The organism is Caldicellulosiruptor changbaiensis, assembly GCF_003999255.1.
Taxonomy (GTDB): domain Bacteria; phylum Bacillota; class Thermoanaerobacteria; order Caldicellulosiruptorales; family Caldicellulosiruptoraceae; genus Caldicellulosiruptor; species Caldicellulosiruptor changbaiensis.
Window position 1 is genome coordinate 204,336 of record NZ_CP034791.1, and the last position, 15,937, is coordinate 220,272.

Here is a 15,937-nt window from a genome sequence, read left to right on the forward strand (position 1 = left end):
GAAAGAAGGTGTACCATCTTGAAGGTAATGACATTTTCACACTACAAAGAGGTAACTGATGAGGTTTTAAAAGACTCATATGCCATTGTTATTGACCTTCTCAGGGCAACATCTACCATGATTTGTGCCATTTCAAATGGTGCAAAGAGAATAATTCCTGTTGAGGATATTTCTGAGGCAAGGCTTTTTAAGAAGTTAGATGAAAGCGTTCTTCTTGGAGGAGAGAGAGGCGGCTTAAAAATTGAAGGTTTTGACCTTGACAACTCACCTCTTTCGTACAAAAAGGAAGTTGTGTTTGGCAAAACTGTGGTTATGACAACAACAAACGGCACAAGAGCGCTCAAGAAGGCATCCTTTGCAAAGCGAATCTTTCTTGGTTCATTTATAAATGCTAAAAAAACTGCAGAGTATATTATAAAAGAGGCTCTACAGTATAGCGTTGACACAATCTCAATTGTGTGTGCCGGAACAGAGGAGAAATTTACCCTTGAGGATATCCTTTGTGCTGGCTATTTTGTCGATTTATTTAAAGAGAATTTTCCAAATGCGTTTTTGGATGATCTTTCTCTTGCATCACATGTGCTTTATAAAAAATTTGAAAATGACCCTCATGAAATATTAAAATATTCATATCACTATAATCATTTAAAAAGGATTGGCTTTGAAGCTGACCTTCAATTTTGTCTCAAGAAAGACTTTATAGATTGTGTATGTGAGTATAAAAACTTGGTAGTAGAGAAGGTGTGAAAATGTTCGAAATCTATCTTTCTTCATACTCAAAAAGAATTTATAAAAAAAGAGCCAAGATAACATCTATTGTAGGCATATTTGTAATCATTGCAATCTCAAGCTTACTTCACTTTGGATTTGACTTTTTCAGCAGAATAAAGGCCTCTGCTGTGATTTTTGCAGTCAATGAGAGTGTATGGGAGCATCTTAAAATTGGATTTTTCGGGGGGTTGATTTTTTACATAATTGAATTTATCATTTATGGAAAGAAGTTTGACAATTTTATTGTAGGAAAATCAGTTGCGCTATTTTTAATACCATTTTTAACAGCGGTGTTTTTCTACACCTATACAGCATTTTTAGAAGACAACCTAATTCTTGATATACTCACTCTTGTCTTAGCAGTAATAATTGCTCAGCTTGTTTCACTTGGAATAACACTGTCAAATAGAAAGATAAAAAAAGCGCCGTTTGTACTACTTTTAATTATCATGCTGATTTTGTTTCCACTATTTACATACTTTCCACCCAAAATTCCAGAACTTTTTTACGATTTTGCTCACAAGCGTTACGGAATGTAGATGTAAAAATATATTTCAAATATTAAAAAGTTTCAAAAAGAGGAGGAAAATGGTTCATGGGTAAACCAAAGTTTTATATAACAACGCCTATATACTATCCATCTGATAAGCTTCACATAGGTCACACATACTGCACAGTTGCAGCAGACACCATTGCAAGGTACAAAAGACTCAGAGGATATGACGTGTTTTTCCTGACAGGCACAGATGAGCATGGACAAAAGATAGAAAGGAAAGCTCAGGAGGTGGGCAAGACTCCTCAAGAGTATGTTGATGAAATAGTTGCGTCAATAAAAGACCTTTGGAAGCTTATGAACATCTCATATGATGACTTTATTAGAACAACAGAAGAGCGCCACAAGAAGGTTGTCCAGAAGATATTTACAAAGCTTTATGAGCAGGGCGATATCTACAAGAGCGAGTATGAGGGTTGGTACTGCACACCGTGTGAGTCGTTCTGGCTTGACAGACAGCTTGTTGATGGCAAGTGCCCTGACTGCGGCAGACCTGTTGAAAGAGCAAGAGAAGAGAGCTACTTTTTCAGGCTTTCAAAATACCAAGATGCACTTATAAAATACATTGAAGAGCATCCAGACTTCATAGTTCCCCAGTCGCGTGCAAACGAGATGATAAACAACTTTATAAAACCAGGACTTGAAGATGTGTGCGTTTCGCGAACAACTATAAAATGGGGAATTCCTGTGCCATTTGACCCCAAGCATGTGATCTATGTCTGGATAGACGCACTTTCAAACTATATAACAGCACTGGGGTATATGAGCGAGGATGACAGCAAGTTCAAAAAGTATTGGCCGGCAGATGTTCACCTTGTTGGAAAAGAAATTGTGAGATTCCACACAATAATTTGGCCGGCAATGCTGATGGCACTGGGTCTTCCTCTTCCAAAGATGGTGTTTGGTCATGGCTGGCTGCTTTTAGAGGGTGGCAAGATGTCAAAGTCAAAAGGGAATGTAGTGGACCCAGTAATACTTGCGCAAAAGTATGGAGTTGATAGCCTAAGATATTTCCTCTTAAGAGAGATTCCGTTTGGTGCTGATGGTCACTTTTCAGAAGATGCTCTAAAGACAAGACACAACAGTGACCTTGCAAATGACCTTGGAAATCTTTTATCAAGAACAGTTGCAATGATTGAAAAGTACTTTGATGGAATTATCCATCTTCCTGAAGAAAAAGAAGATCTTGACAATGAACTAATAACCTTAGCAAAAGAAGTATACGAAAAAGTATGCAAGTATCTTGATGAGCTTCAATTTTCAAATGCCTTGATAGAAATCTGGAAGCTGATTGCAAGAGCGAATAAGTATATAGATGAGACAATGCCGTGGGTGCTTGGCAAGGACAAATCAAAGTATCCGCGACTAAAAACAGTTTTGTACAACTTAGCAGAGGTTTTGAGAATTGTGGCAATATTGATAGAACCATTTATGCCACAGACAACACCAAAGATGCTTGCCCAGCTTGGAATTTCAAAAGAAGAAAATCCTGATATAACATCTTGGGAGTCAGCAGCAACATTTGGGCTAATTAGAGATGGCACAAAAGTGAAAAGAGACCAGCCACTTTTCCCGAGGATAGTTGATAAAAAGGAGGAGAAGGAAGTGCAAGAGCAAAATAAAACTGATGTTACCAAAATAGAAGGTGCTGTCCCTGCAGATGACAAAAAAGTAGATGAAAAGAAAGAGTATATTTCAATAGAAGATTTTTCGAAAATTGAACTCAGAGTTGCCAAGATTTTAGAAGCAGAAAAGATTGAAGGTGCAGACAAGCTACTTAAGCTCATTGTTGACTTAGGGGATGAAAAGCGCCAGATAGTTGCAGGCATTGCAAAACACTATTCACCCGAGCAGCTCATTGGCAAAAAGATTGTGGTTGTTGCAAATCTAAAGCCTGCAAAACTGCGTGGTGTTGAGTCACAGGGCATGCTTTTGGCAGCGTCAATCGATGATGAGCTTTGCCTAATTACTCCTGAAAAAGACATCAAAGAGGGTGCAAAGGTAAAGTGATGATAGTTGATGTTCATGCTCATTATGACGATGAAGCATTTTTGGATGACTTAGAGGATGTGATGGCAAGGCTAAAACAACAGGGAATTATTGCCATCTCATCCTCTTCATCTATTGAGTCATCAAAAGAGAATATTGAAATTGCAAAAATGTATGACCACATTTATATAAGTGTGGGAATTCATCCTCATGAGGCAAAAGATGCACCAAAAGATTTTGAAGATGATCTTTTTGAGCTTGCCAAATATGAAAAGAATGTTGCAATTGGTGAGATAGGTCTTGATTACCATTACGATTTTTCGCCAAGGGATGTGCAAAAAGAGGTTTTTGTCCACCAGATTGAGGTTGCAAAAAAATTAAATCTTCCCATTGTTGTTCACTCAAGAGAAGCGCACAAAGACACACTCGACATTTTACAAGAACATGCAATTGGCAAAATACCAATTTTGATTCACTGCTATTCAGGAAGTGTTGAGATGAGCAGGATTTTAAGAAAACATGGGATATATATCTCTGTTGGTGGTGTTGTCACTTTTCAGAATGCAAAAAAGCTTATTGAGGTTGTAAAAGAGTACCCGCTTGAACTTTTGATGCTTGAAACAGACAGCCCTTATCTTACTCCTCATCCGCACAGAGGTAAGCGCAATGATTCAACATATTTAAAGTATGTGATAACAAAAATTGCAGAGATAAAGGGAGTATCTGAAGATGAGGTAATTGAAAAAACAACCCAAAATGCCATGGATGTGTTTGGTATTAAATAAGGCTAAAAAACAAAAAAGATGGGAGATGAATCAAAGTAAAGATGGGAATGATAACATACACAATTGACAACAAGCTATATATCAATGTTACAAACAAATGCACAAACTCATGCATATTCTGTATAAGAAACACGCCAAGAGGTCTTGGTGAGGGGTATGACCTGTGGCTTGAAAAAGACCCAACAGTAGATGAGATTTTAAATAGCATAAAAGACCCGCAAAAGTATGACGAAATTGTCTTTTGCGGCTATGGTGAGCCACTTATAAGACTTGATACTGTGATTGAGGTTGCAAAAAGGCTAAAAGAAAAGACATCTGTGCCCTTGAGAGTCAACACAAATGGCCATGCCTCTTACATTCACAAGAAAAATGTTCCACAGCTTCTTCACGGCCTTATTGACAGAATTTCGATAAGTCTTAACGCTTCAAACAAACAAAAGTACAATGAGATTTGTAGACCATTTTATGAAGACATATATGACCATGTGATTGAGTTTATAAAAGAAAGCAAAAAATACATAAAAGAAGTGTGGGTTTCGTGTGTAGATACGGTCATAGATGAAGAGGAGATAGACAGGTGCAAGGAAATTGCAAAAAAACTTGGTGTAAATTTTAAATTGAGAGCGTATGAGGGATAATATAGAATAAGGTGAATTTATTAGGACTATAAAAATAAATTGAGGTGTCTTTTAATGAAATTAAGAAGTTTAAGCATTAAAAACTTCAAAAGCTTCAAAGAAATAAATGTAGAGCTAAAAGATTTTAACGTGGTTATTGGTGCGAATGCTTCAGGAAAGTCAAATTTTGTCCAAGTATTCAAATTTCTACGCGATATTATGAATCTTGGTTTAGAAAATGCTGTGTCCATCCAAGGAGATATTGAATATCTTACTAATTTAAAAGTTGGCCGAGGTGAAGAATTATCAATTAGTATAGTGTGCGAAATAGAAGATAATGAAAAAATCGTAAATACAAAGCAAAACATTGAAATGACTTTCCATGAAATGAGGTATGAGTTTTCTCTAAAAGAGAAAAAAGGAGCGCCAGGTTTTAAAATTGTTAACGATTGTTTGCTTCAAAAGTTTAAATTTAAAGATGAAGATGGGAAAATTATTGAGGGTGAAATCAGACTGTCCCATAAAAAAGATAAAGTAATGTACGGAATTTTTCCAAAAGGTATTGAGGAGAAAGTGGAAAGTCTTATTCCGCTTTTATATTTAAAAATGGATTCTTTACCCCAGAACATTCTGCTAATTCAAACGCCTTTGTTTTTTATCTGGCGGCGATTGACGATAGATAATATATTCCGTAATATTTCGATTTACGATTTTGATCCAAAAAAGTCCAAAGAGGCGGCTCCAATTACAGGTAAAGCTGAATTAGAAGAAAATGGCAGCAATCTTTCAATAGTGTTAAAAAACATTTTAGAAAATGAAGAAAAAAGGCGAAAACTTTTTAATTTAGTAAGTGACGTTTTGCCATTTGTTAATAATCTGACTGTAGAAAAATTACCTGATAAGTCTTTGCTTTTCAAGCTCCAAGAATCATACTTTGAAAAAAAGGATATTCCTGCATCATTGCTTTCTGATGGGACTATTAATGTAATAGCAATGATAATTGCGTTATATTTTGAGAGAAAAAAGTTTGTTATCTTTGAAGAACCCGAAAGGAATATTCATCCTTTTCTTATTTCAAAAGTTATTGAAATGATGAAAGAAATTTCACGAAAAAAGCAGATTATTGTTACTACGCATAATCCTGAGGTTGTAAAATATGCAGGGGTTAATAATCTCCTTTTGGTTTCTCGTGGTAGAGATGGATTTTCAAAAATTTATCGTCCACTTGAAAAAGATGAGGTAAAGATATTTTTGGAAAATGATTTGGGGATAGAAGAACTCTTTGTTCAAAATCTTCTTGAGGTAGGGGGATAAATAATTAATGAACTGTAGCAAAGGAATATATATTTTAGTAGAAGGTCCAGATGATGAGAGGTTTTTTAAACGTATATTAGAACCAAAACTTTCTTCTAAATATTCTTTTGTTCATATCATAAAATATGGAGGTGATGAGTACAAAAGTACAAAAAATTTACAAAAATACTCCAACTACATAAGAGCTTTTTTAAAAAGTAATAATGACTATATTTTTGTGGTAGATATAGACGACTCACCCTGCGTTACATATAAAAAAGAACAAATTACAAATTTAGTAAAGAATATAGACAAAGAAAATATACTCGTTGTCAAGAAAGAAATAGAAAGCTGGTACTTAGCAGGTGCAGAAGATAATTTTTTTTCAGAGTTTGGAATTTCAAAGTTTACAATTAATAATACCGAAAAGTTGTCAAAGGAAGATTTTAATAAGATTATTCCGCGAAATTTTGACAGGACAGATTTCATGATAGAGCTTATAAAGAATTTTTCAGTAGAAAAGGCTAAAAACCGCAATAAGTCTTTTAAATACTTTATGGAAAAGTATATTGAATAGAATCTCTTTTTTATAGTTTTTCTAAATGTAATGTTTAAAAATTTTCGTATTGTTGAAAACATATAAAATAGAGAAAATAATTTATTCATATAGGTCAATTATTCACATAACCACATTTACAAAAATAAAATAAAAACTTTGAAAAAGTTCATTTATTTTTGGTATTGATTGGTGTATACAAAAAACATATAATTAAAACTGTAAAGAGTGGAGCAAGGGACAGACAACAAAGAAATGCTGCGGACAACCCCCTTGAGTTTTTAAAAAATACATACAGTAGAATCCCCCCCGATTCATTTCCTCCTTTTATATAGAAAGCGGGCAGGAGCTCTACAAGCAAAAGAGCTTCTGCCCGCTTGCGATTTTGGGGGAATTTTTTAATGCAAGCTTTTTAAAAAATATTGTAAAATAGAATAAGGCATCTTTTTTGTCAAAGGGGAATTTTAAAAGCAACATGGCAAAATACAGATTGGGTCAAGAAAAGAGTGGAGTAGTTTTTAGGAAAACTCAAAAAGAGAAAAAAAGAAGATTTAAACGCAAATACATCCTCTACATCTTTGCTATTTGGATTTTAGCAAATGTACTTTTGTTTTTGGTAAAAGAATATCTTTCAAACTACTATTTCTCAACCCAGCTACCTGAACTTAAACCAGAAAATTATAAAAGAATACTCATATTTGCACCACACTGTGACGATGAAACACTCTCATCTGCAGGGGTCATTCAAAAAGCACTTGCAGCAGGTAGCAAAGTTAAGGTTGTTGTGATGACAAACGGCGATGGGTTTACAAGAGCAGCTGGGCAAAACTTTGGAAAGATTAGATTAAAAGCCAAAGATTATATTAGATTTGGGTATCTCCGTCAAAAAGAGACCATTCATGCGCTTGAGGATTTAGGGATTGACAGGAAGAATATCATTTTCTTAGGATACCCTGATAGGGGTTTGAGGTATCTTTGGGAAAAGTACTTTGACTCAAAAGTGAGCTATTTTAATCCTCTTACCCGAACCTTTCATAGTCCATATTCAAATTCCTATGAGAAAAATGTCCAATACAAAGGTGTAAACGTTGTGAAAAACATAGAAAGTATAATAAAGTCATTTGAGCCAGATTTGATTATATACCCATACTCACGTGACCAGCATCCTGACCACTGGGCAACCTCTGCGTTTGTTAAGTTTTCACTTCTCCAATTGGGATATAAAGGTGAAGAATGGCAGTACCTTGTCCACAGAGGCGACTGGCCAACTCCGTTTGGCAAGCACCCGGACATGTTTTTAGTACCACCATTTAAACTTGCATTCACAGACACCGAATGGTATCAGGTGCCACTTGATGGTTTTATGATAGAGAAAAAAGCAAACTCTATTTCAGATTATCATTCTCAGATAAAGGTTATGCGAGGGTTTTTAGAGGCTTTTATAAGACAAAACGAGCTTTTTGCAAAGCTTGGCAATAGCATTGCCAAAAGGTATGAGGGTGACGACCTGTTTTCGCCTAAATATCTGGTGATAGAAGAACCAACGCATGATATATGGTCGCTTATTTTTGAAAAAGGTGCAGACATAGATAGTATCTATGCTGCACATGACAGCAAAAATATATATATTGGTATCAGAATGGTTGGGTCCGCAAAAAGACTTATTAACTATTACCTTCACATTCGTGCATTCAAAGACCAAAAATATCTTGGAAGGATGTATATACAAATTTCAGGAAGTAAAATGAAGAGTGTAAAAACTATGACAACTCCTCAGTTTTCTTTAGACAATTCAAAATTCCAAAGAAACAAAAATTATATGAAGATAGTTTTACCAAAGAAAGATTTACAAAACGCAAATATGCTATTTTTAAGTCTCAGGACAGAGTTTTTAGGCCGTCAGCTTGACAGAAGCGCATGGAGGGTGATACTGCTAAAATAAAACCTTTATTGAGGTATCAGCTCTTCGTACTTGTAAGTAAATTCAATAAGCTTTGGCGCCATATAGATAGGGCTGTTGGTTCTGAGAGCAAGTGCAATTGCATCGCTTGGTCTTGAGTCTATGACAGATATGACATTATTGTAGTCCCTAAGATAAAGCTCTGCATAGTAAGTTCCATCTTTGATATCAGTGATTACAACCTTTTGAATTGAAATACCAAATTTTTGAAAGATGTTAACCATCAAATCATGTGTGATTGGGCGTGGAAGTTGCTGCTTTTCAAGTGCAAGTGCGATTGACTGTGCCTCTAAAGGTCCAATAAAGATAGGGAGTACCATTTTGTTGTTTTTGTCACACAGCAGGACCGCAAATCCCCCACCTTCTTGGAAAAATGCAACGTTTAAAACGTACATTTCAATCATAGTGAATAGCACCTCTTTTAAATTGGAATAATTTACAACCAAGCAAAAAACCCCTTACTCTAATATTATGACACAAAGCAAGGGGTCAAGTGAACTACCATCCACCTTAAAGAGGTGGATGGCTTCGCGAGAAGTCTGGCAGCTTCTCAAGCTACCCTTATTTTCACAGGATGGTTCACACACCCACTACTGGTTATTTGCTCTGCGGCAAACTCACCAGCTACTTTCGCAAGTATGTTTACCGCTCCATTTATATCTGCATTCATTACACTCCCACATTCCCTACAAACATACAATCTCCTGTGCTTCCTGTTACTCTTCCTTAAAACTCCGCATCTGCTGCACTTCTGGGACGTATAACTCTCATCTACTTCAACGTACTCTATCCCATACTCTTCACACTTTGATTTAAGTTTCCTCTTGAATTTCTCATACGGTATCCCCACAAAATTCTGATTGTTCACCCTGCCAAGTTCTATACCCTGTTTTATATTATCCATCTTCCCTACCACTACTGTCCCTATTCGATTTCCTAAACAGTGCTTGATTATGAAACTCACCGCCTGATTTAAAAAGTTGTCCAGTATATGTTGCCTCTTGAGAGAAATCTTTGCAAGTTTTGAACCACACTTAATTCCCTGCTTTGAATATACACTTTGCAGTCTTGCCTTTTCTTTGTTGTACCATCGGTTGACTGACTTTATATACCTGCCTTCTATCAAAAAGGCAGTCCCGATGGTATCAACCACCGCTGCAAAATTGTCAAGCCCCAGGTCTATCGCTAAAAACTTGCTTCTGTCAAGACTGTAACACTTCTCTTCTTCCTCATACACATACTCAATCTCAAACCATCTGCCATGAAACCTCGGTATTATCCTGACTTCTTTTATTTTCTTACCTAAAACAGTAGCTGGCAGGTCGAAATACAGGTATCTTACTCCAAACTCTTTTGCAAAATCCCTGCCAAGGCTAAGTCTTAGTTTATCATCTTCTGCCTTGAACTGGTCTTTCGGAAAACTCAGAAGAAACATACCATCTCTGGGAAGGTACTTCGGCATTGAAACTTTTTTGACAGCTTTACCCTCTTTCTTTGCCACAATAAGCTTGAAAAATGATTTAAATGCTTCATCTACACAAACAAGTGTTTGCTGTGCAATCTGTGATGGCAAAAGTCTGTAGTTTTCGTTTTCCTTTACAATATGATATACACTTTCATATCGCAGATATTGCCGAGTATTGAAATAATGCTGCCTTATGTGATAGAGAGCATAGTTGTACAGATTTTTTGAAATATGGCACAATACTCGCCACAGCTTATATGTTTGTTTATCACACCTTATGTGATTTTTCTGTGTTTTGTACATTTAGCATTACCTTAAGAATATTGTATCATATCTCTGGCAATTTATCACCATCTTGTAGAAGATGGAGTCTTCTTGCTTAATTTTTGATAAAGATTTTAGAAAAAATTATTTTTGATTTTTTAAAATTCTAAGTGAGTTCAAAATGGCAATTAAAGCAACACCGACATCTGCCAAAACTGCCTCCCAAAGATTTGCAAAACCCAGTGCACCCAAAGCCATAACTAAAAACTTTACAGAGAGCGAAATTGCAATATTTTGGATTACAACTTTGCGAACAAACCTTGAGACTTTTATCAAATCCAAAATTTTGCTGATTGAATTTTCAAGAAGTATTACATCTGCTGCCGCAGTTGCAATACTTGAGGCGTTCTGTGCGAACGAAATTCCAACATCACATGCAGCCAAGGCAGGAGAGTCATTTATCCCGTCACCTACAAATGCGACTGTTGCATTTTTAGCTTCTTTCTTTATGTCTTCAGCAATCTTTACCTTGTCTTGAGGAAGAAGATTAGCAAAAACTCCATCAAAGTCAACTTCACTTGCCACTTCTTGAGCAGCTTCCTTTTTGTCACCTGTAAGTAGGTAAGTCTTTATTCCAAGTTTTTTTAACCCATTCAATGCATCTTTTATATCTGGTTTGAGAAAGTCCTTCAAAACAACATATCCGCAAAACCTACCATCAACGGCTACATACACTGTAGTTGAAAGAAAGCTTTTTTCTTCTATGTCCACCTCTACACCCTTTTCTCCTAAAAACTCTTTTGTTCCAGCAATGACCTTTTTCCCAAAAACAATACCTTCTATTCCTTTACCAGGCCACTCTTTTACCTCTTTTACTGAGCTTGTATCAACTTTGGTTTTAAATTCATTGGTGATAGAAATGGCAATTGGATGGTTTGAAAAGCTTTCTATGTGGCAAAGAAATAGTACAAACTCTTCATGAGAAATACCTTTTGTCACAACTTTATCAACTTTAAGAGTACCTTGCGTAATTGTTCCAGTTTTATCAAAAAGAATGGCATATATTTTTCCTGCCATCTTATCGATATATGTTGTACCTTTTGTAAGTATTGAATCTCTGGAGAGTTTTGCGACCCCTGCAAAGTAGGAAAGCGGGACAGATAAAACAAGGCTGCACGGGCAAGAGACAATCAAGAATATCAGTGCCCTATAAACCCACTTGTCAAATGGCTGTGAAAACAAAAGCGGTGGTAAGAGTGCTACCAAAAGAGCAAAGAGCGTAACAATAGGTGTATAAACCTTTGCAAAAGAGGTAATGAACCTCTCAAGCTGTGATTTTTTGGATGTTGCATTTTCTACTATCTCTATTATCTTTGAAATTGTAGAGTCTTTATAAAAGCTCTTTGCTAAGACTTCTATTGTCCCATCAATATTTATTGACCCTGCAAAGACCTCATCGTTTTCCTCCACAGGAATTAGCCTTGACTCGCCTGTGATTGCAGATGTGTCCAAAAAACAGCTGCCTGCTGCTACAACTCCATCAATAGGTACTTTTTCACCTGCTTTGACAATGACAGTATCGCCAGGAACGATGTCTTTTGGATTTACCCTTTTTATTTCATTTTCAATCTTCAGGTTTGCATATTCAATTTCAAGGTTTTTCAAGGAATTTATAGTCTTTCTTGACCTTCTGATTGCTGTCTCTTCAAGTAGCTCGCCTATTTTGTAAAGAAGCATAACAAGAACTGCTTCAGGATATTCTTTGAGCAAAAAGGCAGAGATTGTTGCAACTGTCATCAAGAAATTTTCATCAAAGACTTTTAATCGTAGTAGATTTTTCAAAAACTTTTTTATTACATCTTTTCCCGCTAAAATGTATGCCAAAACAAAAAATATAAGTCCCCACCAAGTTCTTTTGTAAATAAAAAGTCCAATTACAAAAAAGAGAATTGACAGAATTATCAAAGACAGATCTTTTATATCAACCACAGGCTTTTCAGCTTCTGCCTCTAAAACTCTCACGTTCGGCTCAATTTCATTTACAATTCTGGTAACACTCTCTAAAAAGAGTTTATAATTGTTAGGTGAGATTTCAGCTGTGAGCTTTTTTGTGACAAAGTTCAAATTTGCACTTTTGACAAAGTATAGGCTATTTACCCTTTCCTCAATTTTAGATGCACAGTTTGCACAAGAAAGATTTTCTAATATGAGTTCAACCTTGCCATTTGTCAAATTTGCCATCCCCTTTTGATGTTATTAATTTTTGTAAACAAATCAAGCTTTTTCTGAAAGGTGCAAAAGCCCAAGCTCTAATATACTTTTTACATGGTCATCGTTTAAGCTGTAATAGACCACTTTTCCTTCTTTTCTGCTCTTAACCAACCTAAATGCCTTTAAAAGCCGCAGCTGGTGAGATATTGCCGACTGCGTTACCTGAAGCAGCGCTGCTAAATCGCATACACACATCTCTGATATCAAAAGTGCGCTTAAAATCTTCACTCTTGTGGAATCAGAAAACACTTTAAAAAACTCAGATAGATCAAATAGCTTCTCATCATCAGGTAAATCTTTTTTAACCTTTTCAAGGATGTCCTGATGAATCACTGTGCATGAGCAAATTTCAAGCTTTTTTGACATTCATTTCACCTCAAATCACTGGTGGATTGTTAAGCAAAAATAATTAAGATTCTATTTTAAAAAACATATGAACAATTATTCATATGTTCATTATATATCTTTTTGTATTGTCTTGTCAACCACCACAGGATTTTTAGCTTGAAAGATGGCAATATAATTTTGAAATCCTTGACGCAAAATCTTTTCAAGTGCTACACTTGAAAAGAAGAGGATTGTAAAAAATTTTTTTGGGGGTTTGACAGGTGAACCTTATACTCCTTACAATTGGCTATCCCCATCCTAAAAGGGATGTGTTTGTGGGAAACGAGATAGATTTTCTTTGTAAGGCTTTTGACACGATCTATATTCTGCCAGTTCAAGCGGGCAAGATTTTACCCAAAAAATTAAAAAACGGTGACAAATACAAACCCCACGAAAAGGTAAAAGTGTGGGATGTTGAGTACACAATAAAGGATGTTTTATTTATTTCTCCAAGGCTAATAGGACTTGCAATAAAAGAAGCCTTCAAGGCAGTTTTTCAAAAAAGCACAATTAGGTATAAGATACTCTATCTTTGGATGATTTTTAGATGGATCTTTTTGACAAGCATAACATTGAAAAATCTTAGCAAACTATTTGAAAAAGAAGGAATTGACCCAAAGGATACAGTCCTTTATTCCTATTGGTTTCACTTTTTGGCATTTGCTATTTCTCTTTTTAAAAAGCCTGTTGCGCTAAAAATCTCAAGAGCGCATGGCTCAGACCTATATAGAGAACTTTACCCTCAGCCCTGTAAAGAGTTTATAATAAATCGCATTGACAAAGTGTTTACATGCTCTAAGATGGGAGCAGATTATATAAATAAAAAGTATAACACAGACAAAGCAGTCGTTTCATACCTTGGAACTTTCAATGACTATGAAATAAATCTTAACAAGAAAAGATCAAAGCCTTTTAAGATAGTCAGCTGTGCAAGGGTTGTATCTGTCAAAAGGGTTGAAAAAATAATAGATGGTCTTGAGAAGATTACAGACTATGAAATCTCATGGATTCACATAGGTGATGGTGATCTTTTTGGAAACATAAAAAATTATGCAGATGAGAAACTTTCAAAAAAAGAAAATATTAGCTACAATTTTCTGGGATTTATGCCGAACGATAGAATTACAGAGCTTTATGCCAAAGAGAATTTCAACCTGTTTGTAAATACAAGCTCATCTGAAGGTCTTCCAGTTTCAATCATGGAGGCAATGTCATTTGGAATACCAGTTGTGGCAACAGACGTTGGCGGTGTGCGTGAGATTGTAAAAGATGGATCAAATGGTTATTTGCTTGAAAAAGATTTTTCAGCAGATAGGCTCTCATCGTTAATAAAAAGATTTATTGAAATGCCAGAGATAGAGTATCAGAGATTTTGTATTGAGGCAAGAAAGACATGGGAAGAAAAGTTCAATGCTCAAAAAGCGTATGAGGAGTTTGTGAATACTGTGATAAAGCTTGCACAATCAAAAAAAGGAGCTGGGCTAAAACATGGAAAATAATAAGTTTGAGCTGCTACGGAAAATAGATCTTTTTTTACTAGACATGGATGGCACAATCTATCTTGGCGACAGGTTATTTGAGGGCAGCAAGGAGTTTATACAGCTTTTAAAAGAAAATAATAAAGAGTTTTTGTTTTTGACAAACAACTCATCAAAAAGCTCTGATGACTACTTAAAAAAGTTATCAAAAATGGGAATTGAGATTGCAAAAGAGAATTTACTTACCTCAGGTCAGGCGACTGCTATTTATCTTAAAAGTATTAACCAAAGAAGTGCTATTAGCGCTTATGTTGTCGGAACTCGGTCTTTGAAAGATGAACTCAAAAGTTTTGGGATAAATGTTGTAGGTAGCATTGAAAAAGAAGATGTAGATTATCTGATTGTTGGGTTTGACACAGAACTTACCTACAAAAAGCTTCTAGATGCTTGCAAGCTTATAAGAAAAGGAGTGCCATTTTTGGCAACAAACCCTGATTTAGTTTGCCCTCTTGACGGTGGTGAGTACATTCCAGATTGTGGTTCAATCTGTATAATGCTTGAAAATGCAACAAAGAAAAAGCCTCTTTTTATAGGAAAGCCATCTTCGATAATTGTTGATGTCATCTCAAGGTTTAAGAATGTAGAAAAAAGCAAAATAGCTATGATTGGCGACAGGCTCTATACAGATATAAAGATGGCAAATGACAATGGAATGATTTCAATTCTTGTTTTATCTGGCGAGACAACTTATGAGGATGTAGAAAAATTCCAGATAAAGCCTACTTTGATATATAACTCAATCAAGGATATCTATGAGAATTTGAAAATTCTTTACAGGGGTGTAAAGTGAAATGTGTGGAAGATATCTATTTTTGCCAGATGAACAAATCGAAGAGATAAAAAACATCTTACAAAGAATTAATCAAAAATTTTATGGTACACCATTTTTGGACAAACTCAAAATAGGAGAGATTTTCCCAACAGAGCTTGTCCCTGTAGTTGTTGCAAGTGAAGATGGGAAAGATGCTACAATTGCCCGCTGGGGTCTTCCTATTGAGGGCAAAAAGCAGGTGATAATAAACGCGAGGGCAGAGACTTTGCTTGAAAAGTGGACTTTCAAAAAGATAGCTCATCAAAGGTGTCTTGTTCCAGCAGTCGGATTTTATGAGTGGCAAAAGCAAGATGATAGCAAGCAAAAGCTTTTAATAAAGCCTCAGGACAGAAGCCTTTTTTACATGGCAGGGCTTTACGAGAAAATCAATTTAGGAGATGACACTGAAATTGATGCATTTGTAATTATCACAACGCAACCAAATTTCCAAATTAAGCCAATTCATGACAGAATGCCAGTGGTACTAAAAAAAGAATATGAGGATTTGTGGCTTTTTGAAAAAGGTGATGAGAAAATCTTGAGGAAACTTTTTGAGACTGTGCTAAAACCATATGAGGGGGAAATGGAAATTGAAAGGATCAATGAGTAAGGAGATAGATTTGCATTTGTTCTAAAACATTGGATTTAGGAATTTTTTAAAGTCCAGTATGAGAAAT

Annotated in this window: 15 protein-coding genes; 11 read left to right on the forward strand and 4 right to left on the reverse strand. The window is 35.6% G+C overall.

What is annotated here, in order from left to right; all coding sequences use genetic code 11:
• Positions 1–18: 18 nt before the first annotated feature.
• The 8 genes from ELD05_RS00915 to ELD05_RS00950 all read left to right on the forward strand — a co-directional run bounded on the left by ELD05_RS00915 (position 19) and on the right by ELD05_RS00950 (position 8,506).
• Positions 19–747: a 2-phosphosulfolactate phosphatase family protein gene (locus ELD05_RS00915; RefSeq protein WP_127350991.1), complete on the forward strand. Its 729-nt coding sequence runs from the start codon at positions 19–21 to the stop codon at positions 745–747.
• Positions 748–749: 2 nt separating this feature from the next.
• On the forward strand, positions 750–1,310 hold the full coding sequence (locus ELD05_RS00920) for a DUF6512 family protein (protein WP_127350992.1): 561 nt from the start codon (positions 750–752) through the stop codon (positions 1,308–1,310).
• A 56-nt stretch (positions 1,311–1,366) separates the two neighbouring features.
• Positions 1,367–3,334, forward strand: coding sequence for a methionine--tRNA ligase (gene metG / locus ELD05_RS00925; protein ID WP_127350993.1), 1,968 nt, complete (start codon positions 1,367–1,369; stop codon positions 3,332–3,334).
• Positions 3,334–4,098, forward strand: coding sequence for a TatD family hydrolase (locus ELD05_RS00930; protein WP_127352899.1), 765 nt, complete (start codon positions 3,334–3,336; stop codon positions 4,096–4,098). The genes metG and ELD05_RS00930 overlap by 1 nt, the downstream gene beginning before the upstream one ends.
• A gap of 41 nt (positions 4,099–4,139) precedes the next feature.
• Entirely contained in the window at positions 4,140–4,736 is a 597-nt protein-coding gene (locus ELD05_RS00935) for a TatD family nuclease-associated radical SAM protein (protein WP_127350994.1), read from the forward strand.
• Between the two features lie 54 nt (positions 4,737–4,790).
• Positions 4,791–6,029 (forward strand): AAA family ATPase, encoded by a 1,239-nt coding sequence (locus tag ELD05_RS00940; RefSeq protein WP_127350995.1) that lies wholly within the window; start codon positions 4,791–4,793, stop codon positions 6,027–6,029.
• Positions 6,030–6,036: 7 nt separating this feature from the next.
• Entirely contained in the window at positions 6,037–6,585 is a 549-nt protein-coding gene (locus ELD05_RS00945) for a hypothetical protein (RefSeq protein WP_127350996.1), read from the forward strand.
• Between the two features lie 454 nt (positions 6,586–7,039).
• Positions 7,040–8,506, forward strand: coding sequence for a PIG-L deacetylase family protein (locus ELD05_RS00950; RefSeq protein ID WP_127350997.1), 1,467 nt, complete (start codon positions 7,040–7,042; stop codon positions 8,504–8,506).
• A gap of 5 nt (positions 8,507–8,511) precedes the next feature.
• On the opposite strand, the gene ELD05_RS00955 is transcribed toward ELD05_RS00950, so the two are convergent.
• From ELD05_RS00955 to ELD05_RS00970, 4 genes are all read right to left on the reverse strand, one after another.
• Positions 8,512–8,928: a bifunctional nuclease family protein gene (locus ELD05_RS00955; RefSeq protein ID WP_127350998.1), complete on the reverse strand. Its 417-nt coding sequence runs from the start codon at positions 8,926–8,928 to the stop codon at positions 8,512–8,514.
• Between the two features lie 146 nt (positions 8,929–9,074).
• Positions 9,075–10,292 carry an RNA-guided endonuclease InsQ/TnpB family protein gene (locus ELD05_RS00960; RefSeq protein ID WP_127350999.1) on the reverse strand — a complete coding sequence of 406 codons (1,218 nt, stop codon included), beginning with the start codon at positions 10,290–10,292 and terminating at the stop codon, positions 9,075–9,077.
• A gap of 105 nt (positions 10,293–10,397) precedes the next feature.
• Positions 10,398–12,494: a heavy metal translocating P-type ATPase gene (locus tag ELD05_RS00965; protein ID WP_164742557.1), complete on the reverse strand. Its 2,097-nt coding sequence runs from the start codon at positions 12,492–12,494 to the stop codon at positions 10,398–10,400.
• A 33-nt stretch (positions 12,495–12,527) separates the two neighbouring features.
• Positions 12,528–12,890, reverse strand: coding sequence for an ArsR/SmtB family transcription factor (locus ELD05_RS00970; protein WP_127351000.1), 363 nt, complete (start codon positions 12,888–12,890; stop codon positions 12,528–12,530).
• Between the two features lie 242 nt (positions 12,891–13,132).
• On the opposite strand from ELD05_RS00970, the gene ELD05_RS00975 reads away from it, so the two are divergent.
• From ELD05_RS00975 to ELD05_RS00985, 3 genes are read left to right on the forward strand one after another with little or no spacing between them, the layout of a single operon-like run.
• Positions 13,133–14,410, forward strand: coding sequence for a glycosyltransferase (locus ELD05_RS00975; RefSeq protein ID WP_127351001.1), 1,278 nt, complete (start codon positions 13,133–13,135; stop codon positions 14,408–14,410).
• Positions 14,400–15,239, forward strand: a complete 840-nt coding sequence (locus ELD05_RS00980; RefSeq protein ID WP_127351002.1) for an HAD-IIA family hydrolase — start codon at positions 14,400–14,402, stop codon at positions 15,237–15,239. Before ELD05_RS00975 ends, ELD05_RS00980 begins: the two co-directional genes overlap by 11 nt.
• Position 15,240: 1 nt before the next feature.
• Positions 15,241–15,870 (forward strand): SOS response-associated peptidase, encoded by a 630-nt coding sequence (locus ELD05_RS00985; RefSeq protein ID WP_127351003.1) that lies wholly within the window; start codon positions 15,241–15,243, stop codon positions 15,868–15,870.
• The last annotated feature ends 67 nt before the right edge of the window (positions 15,871–15,937 follow it).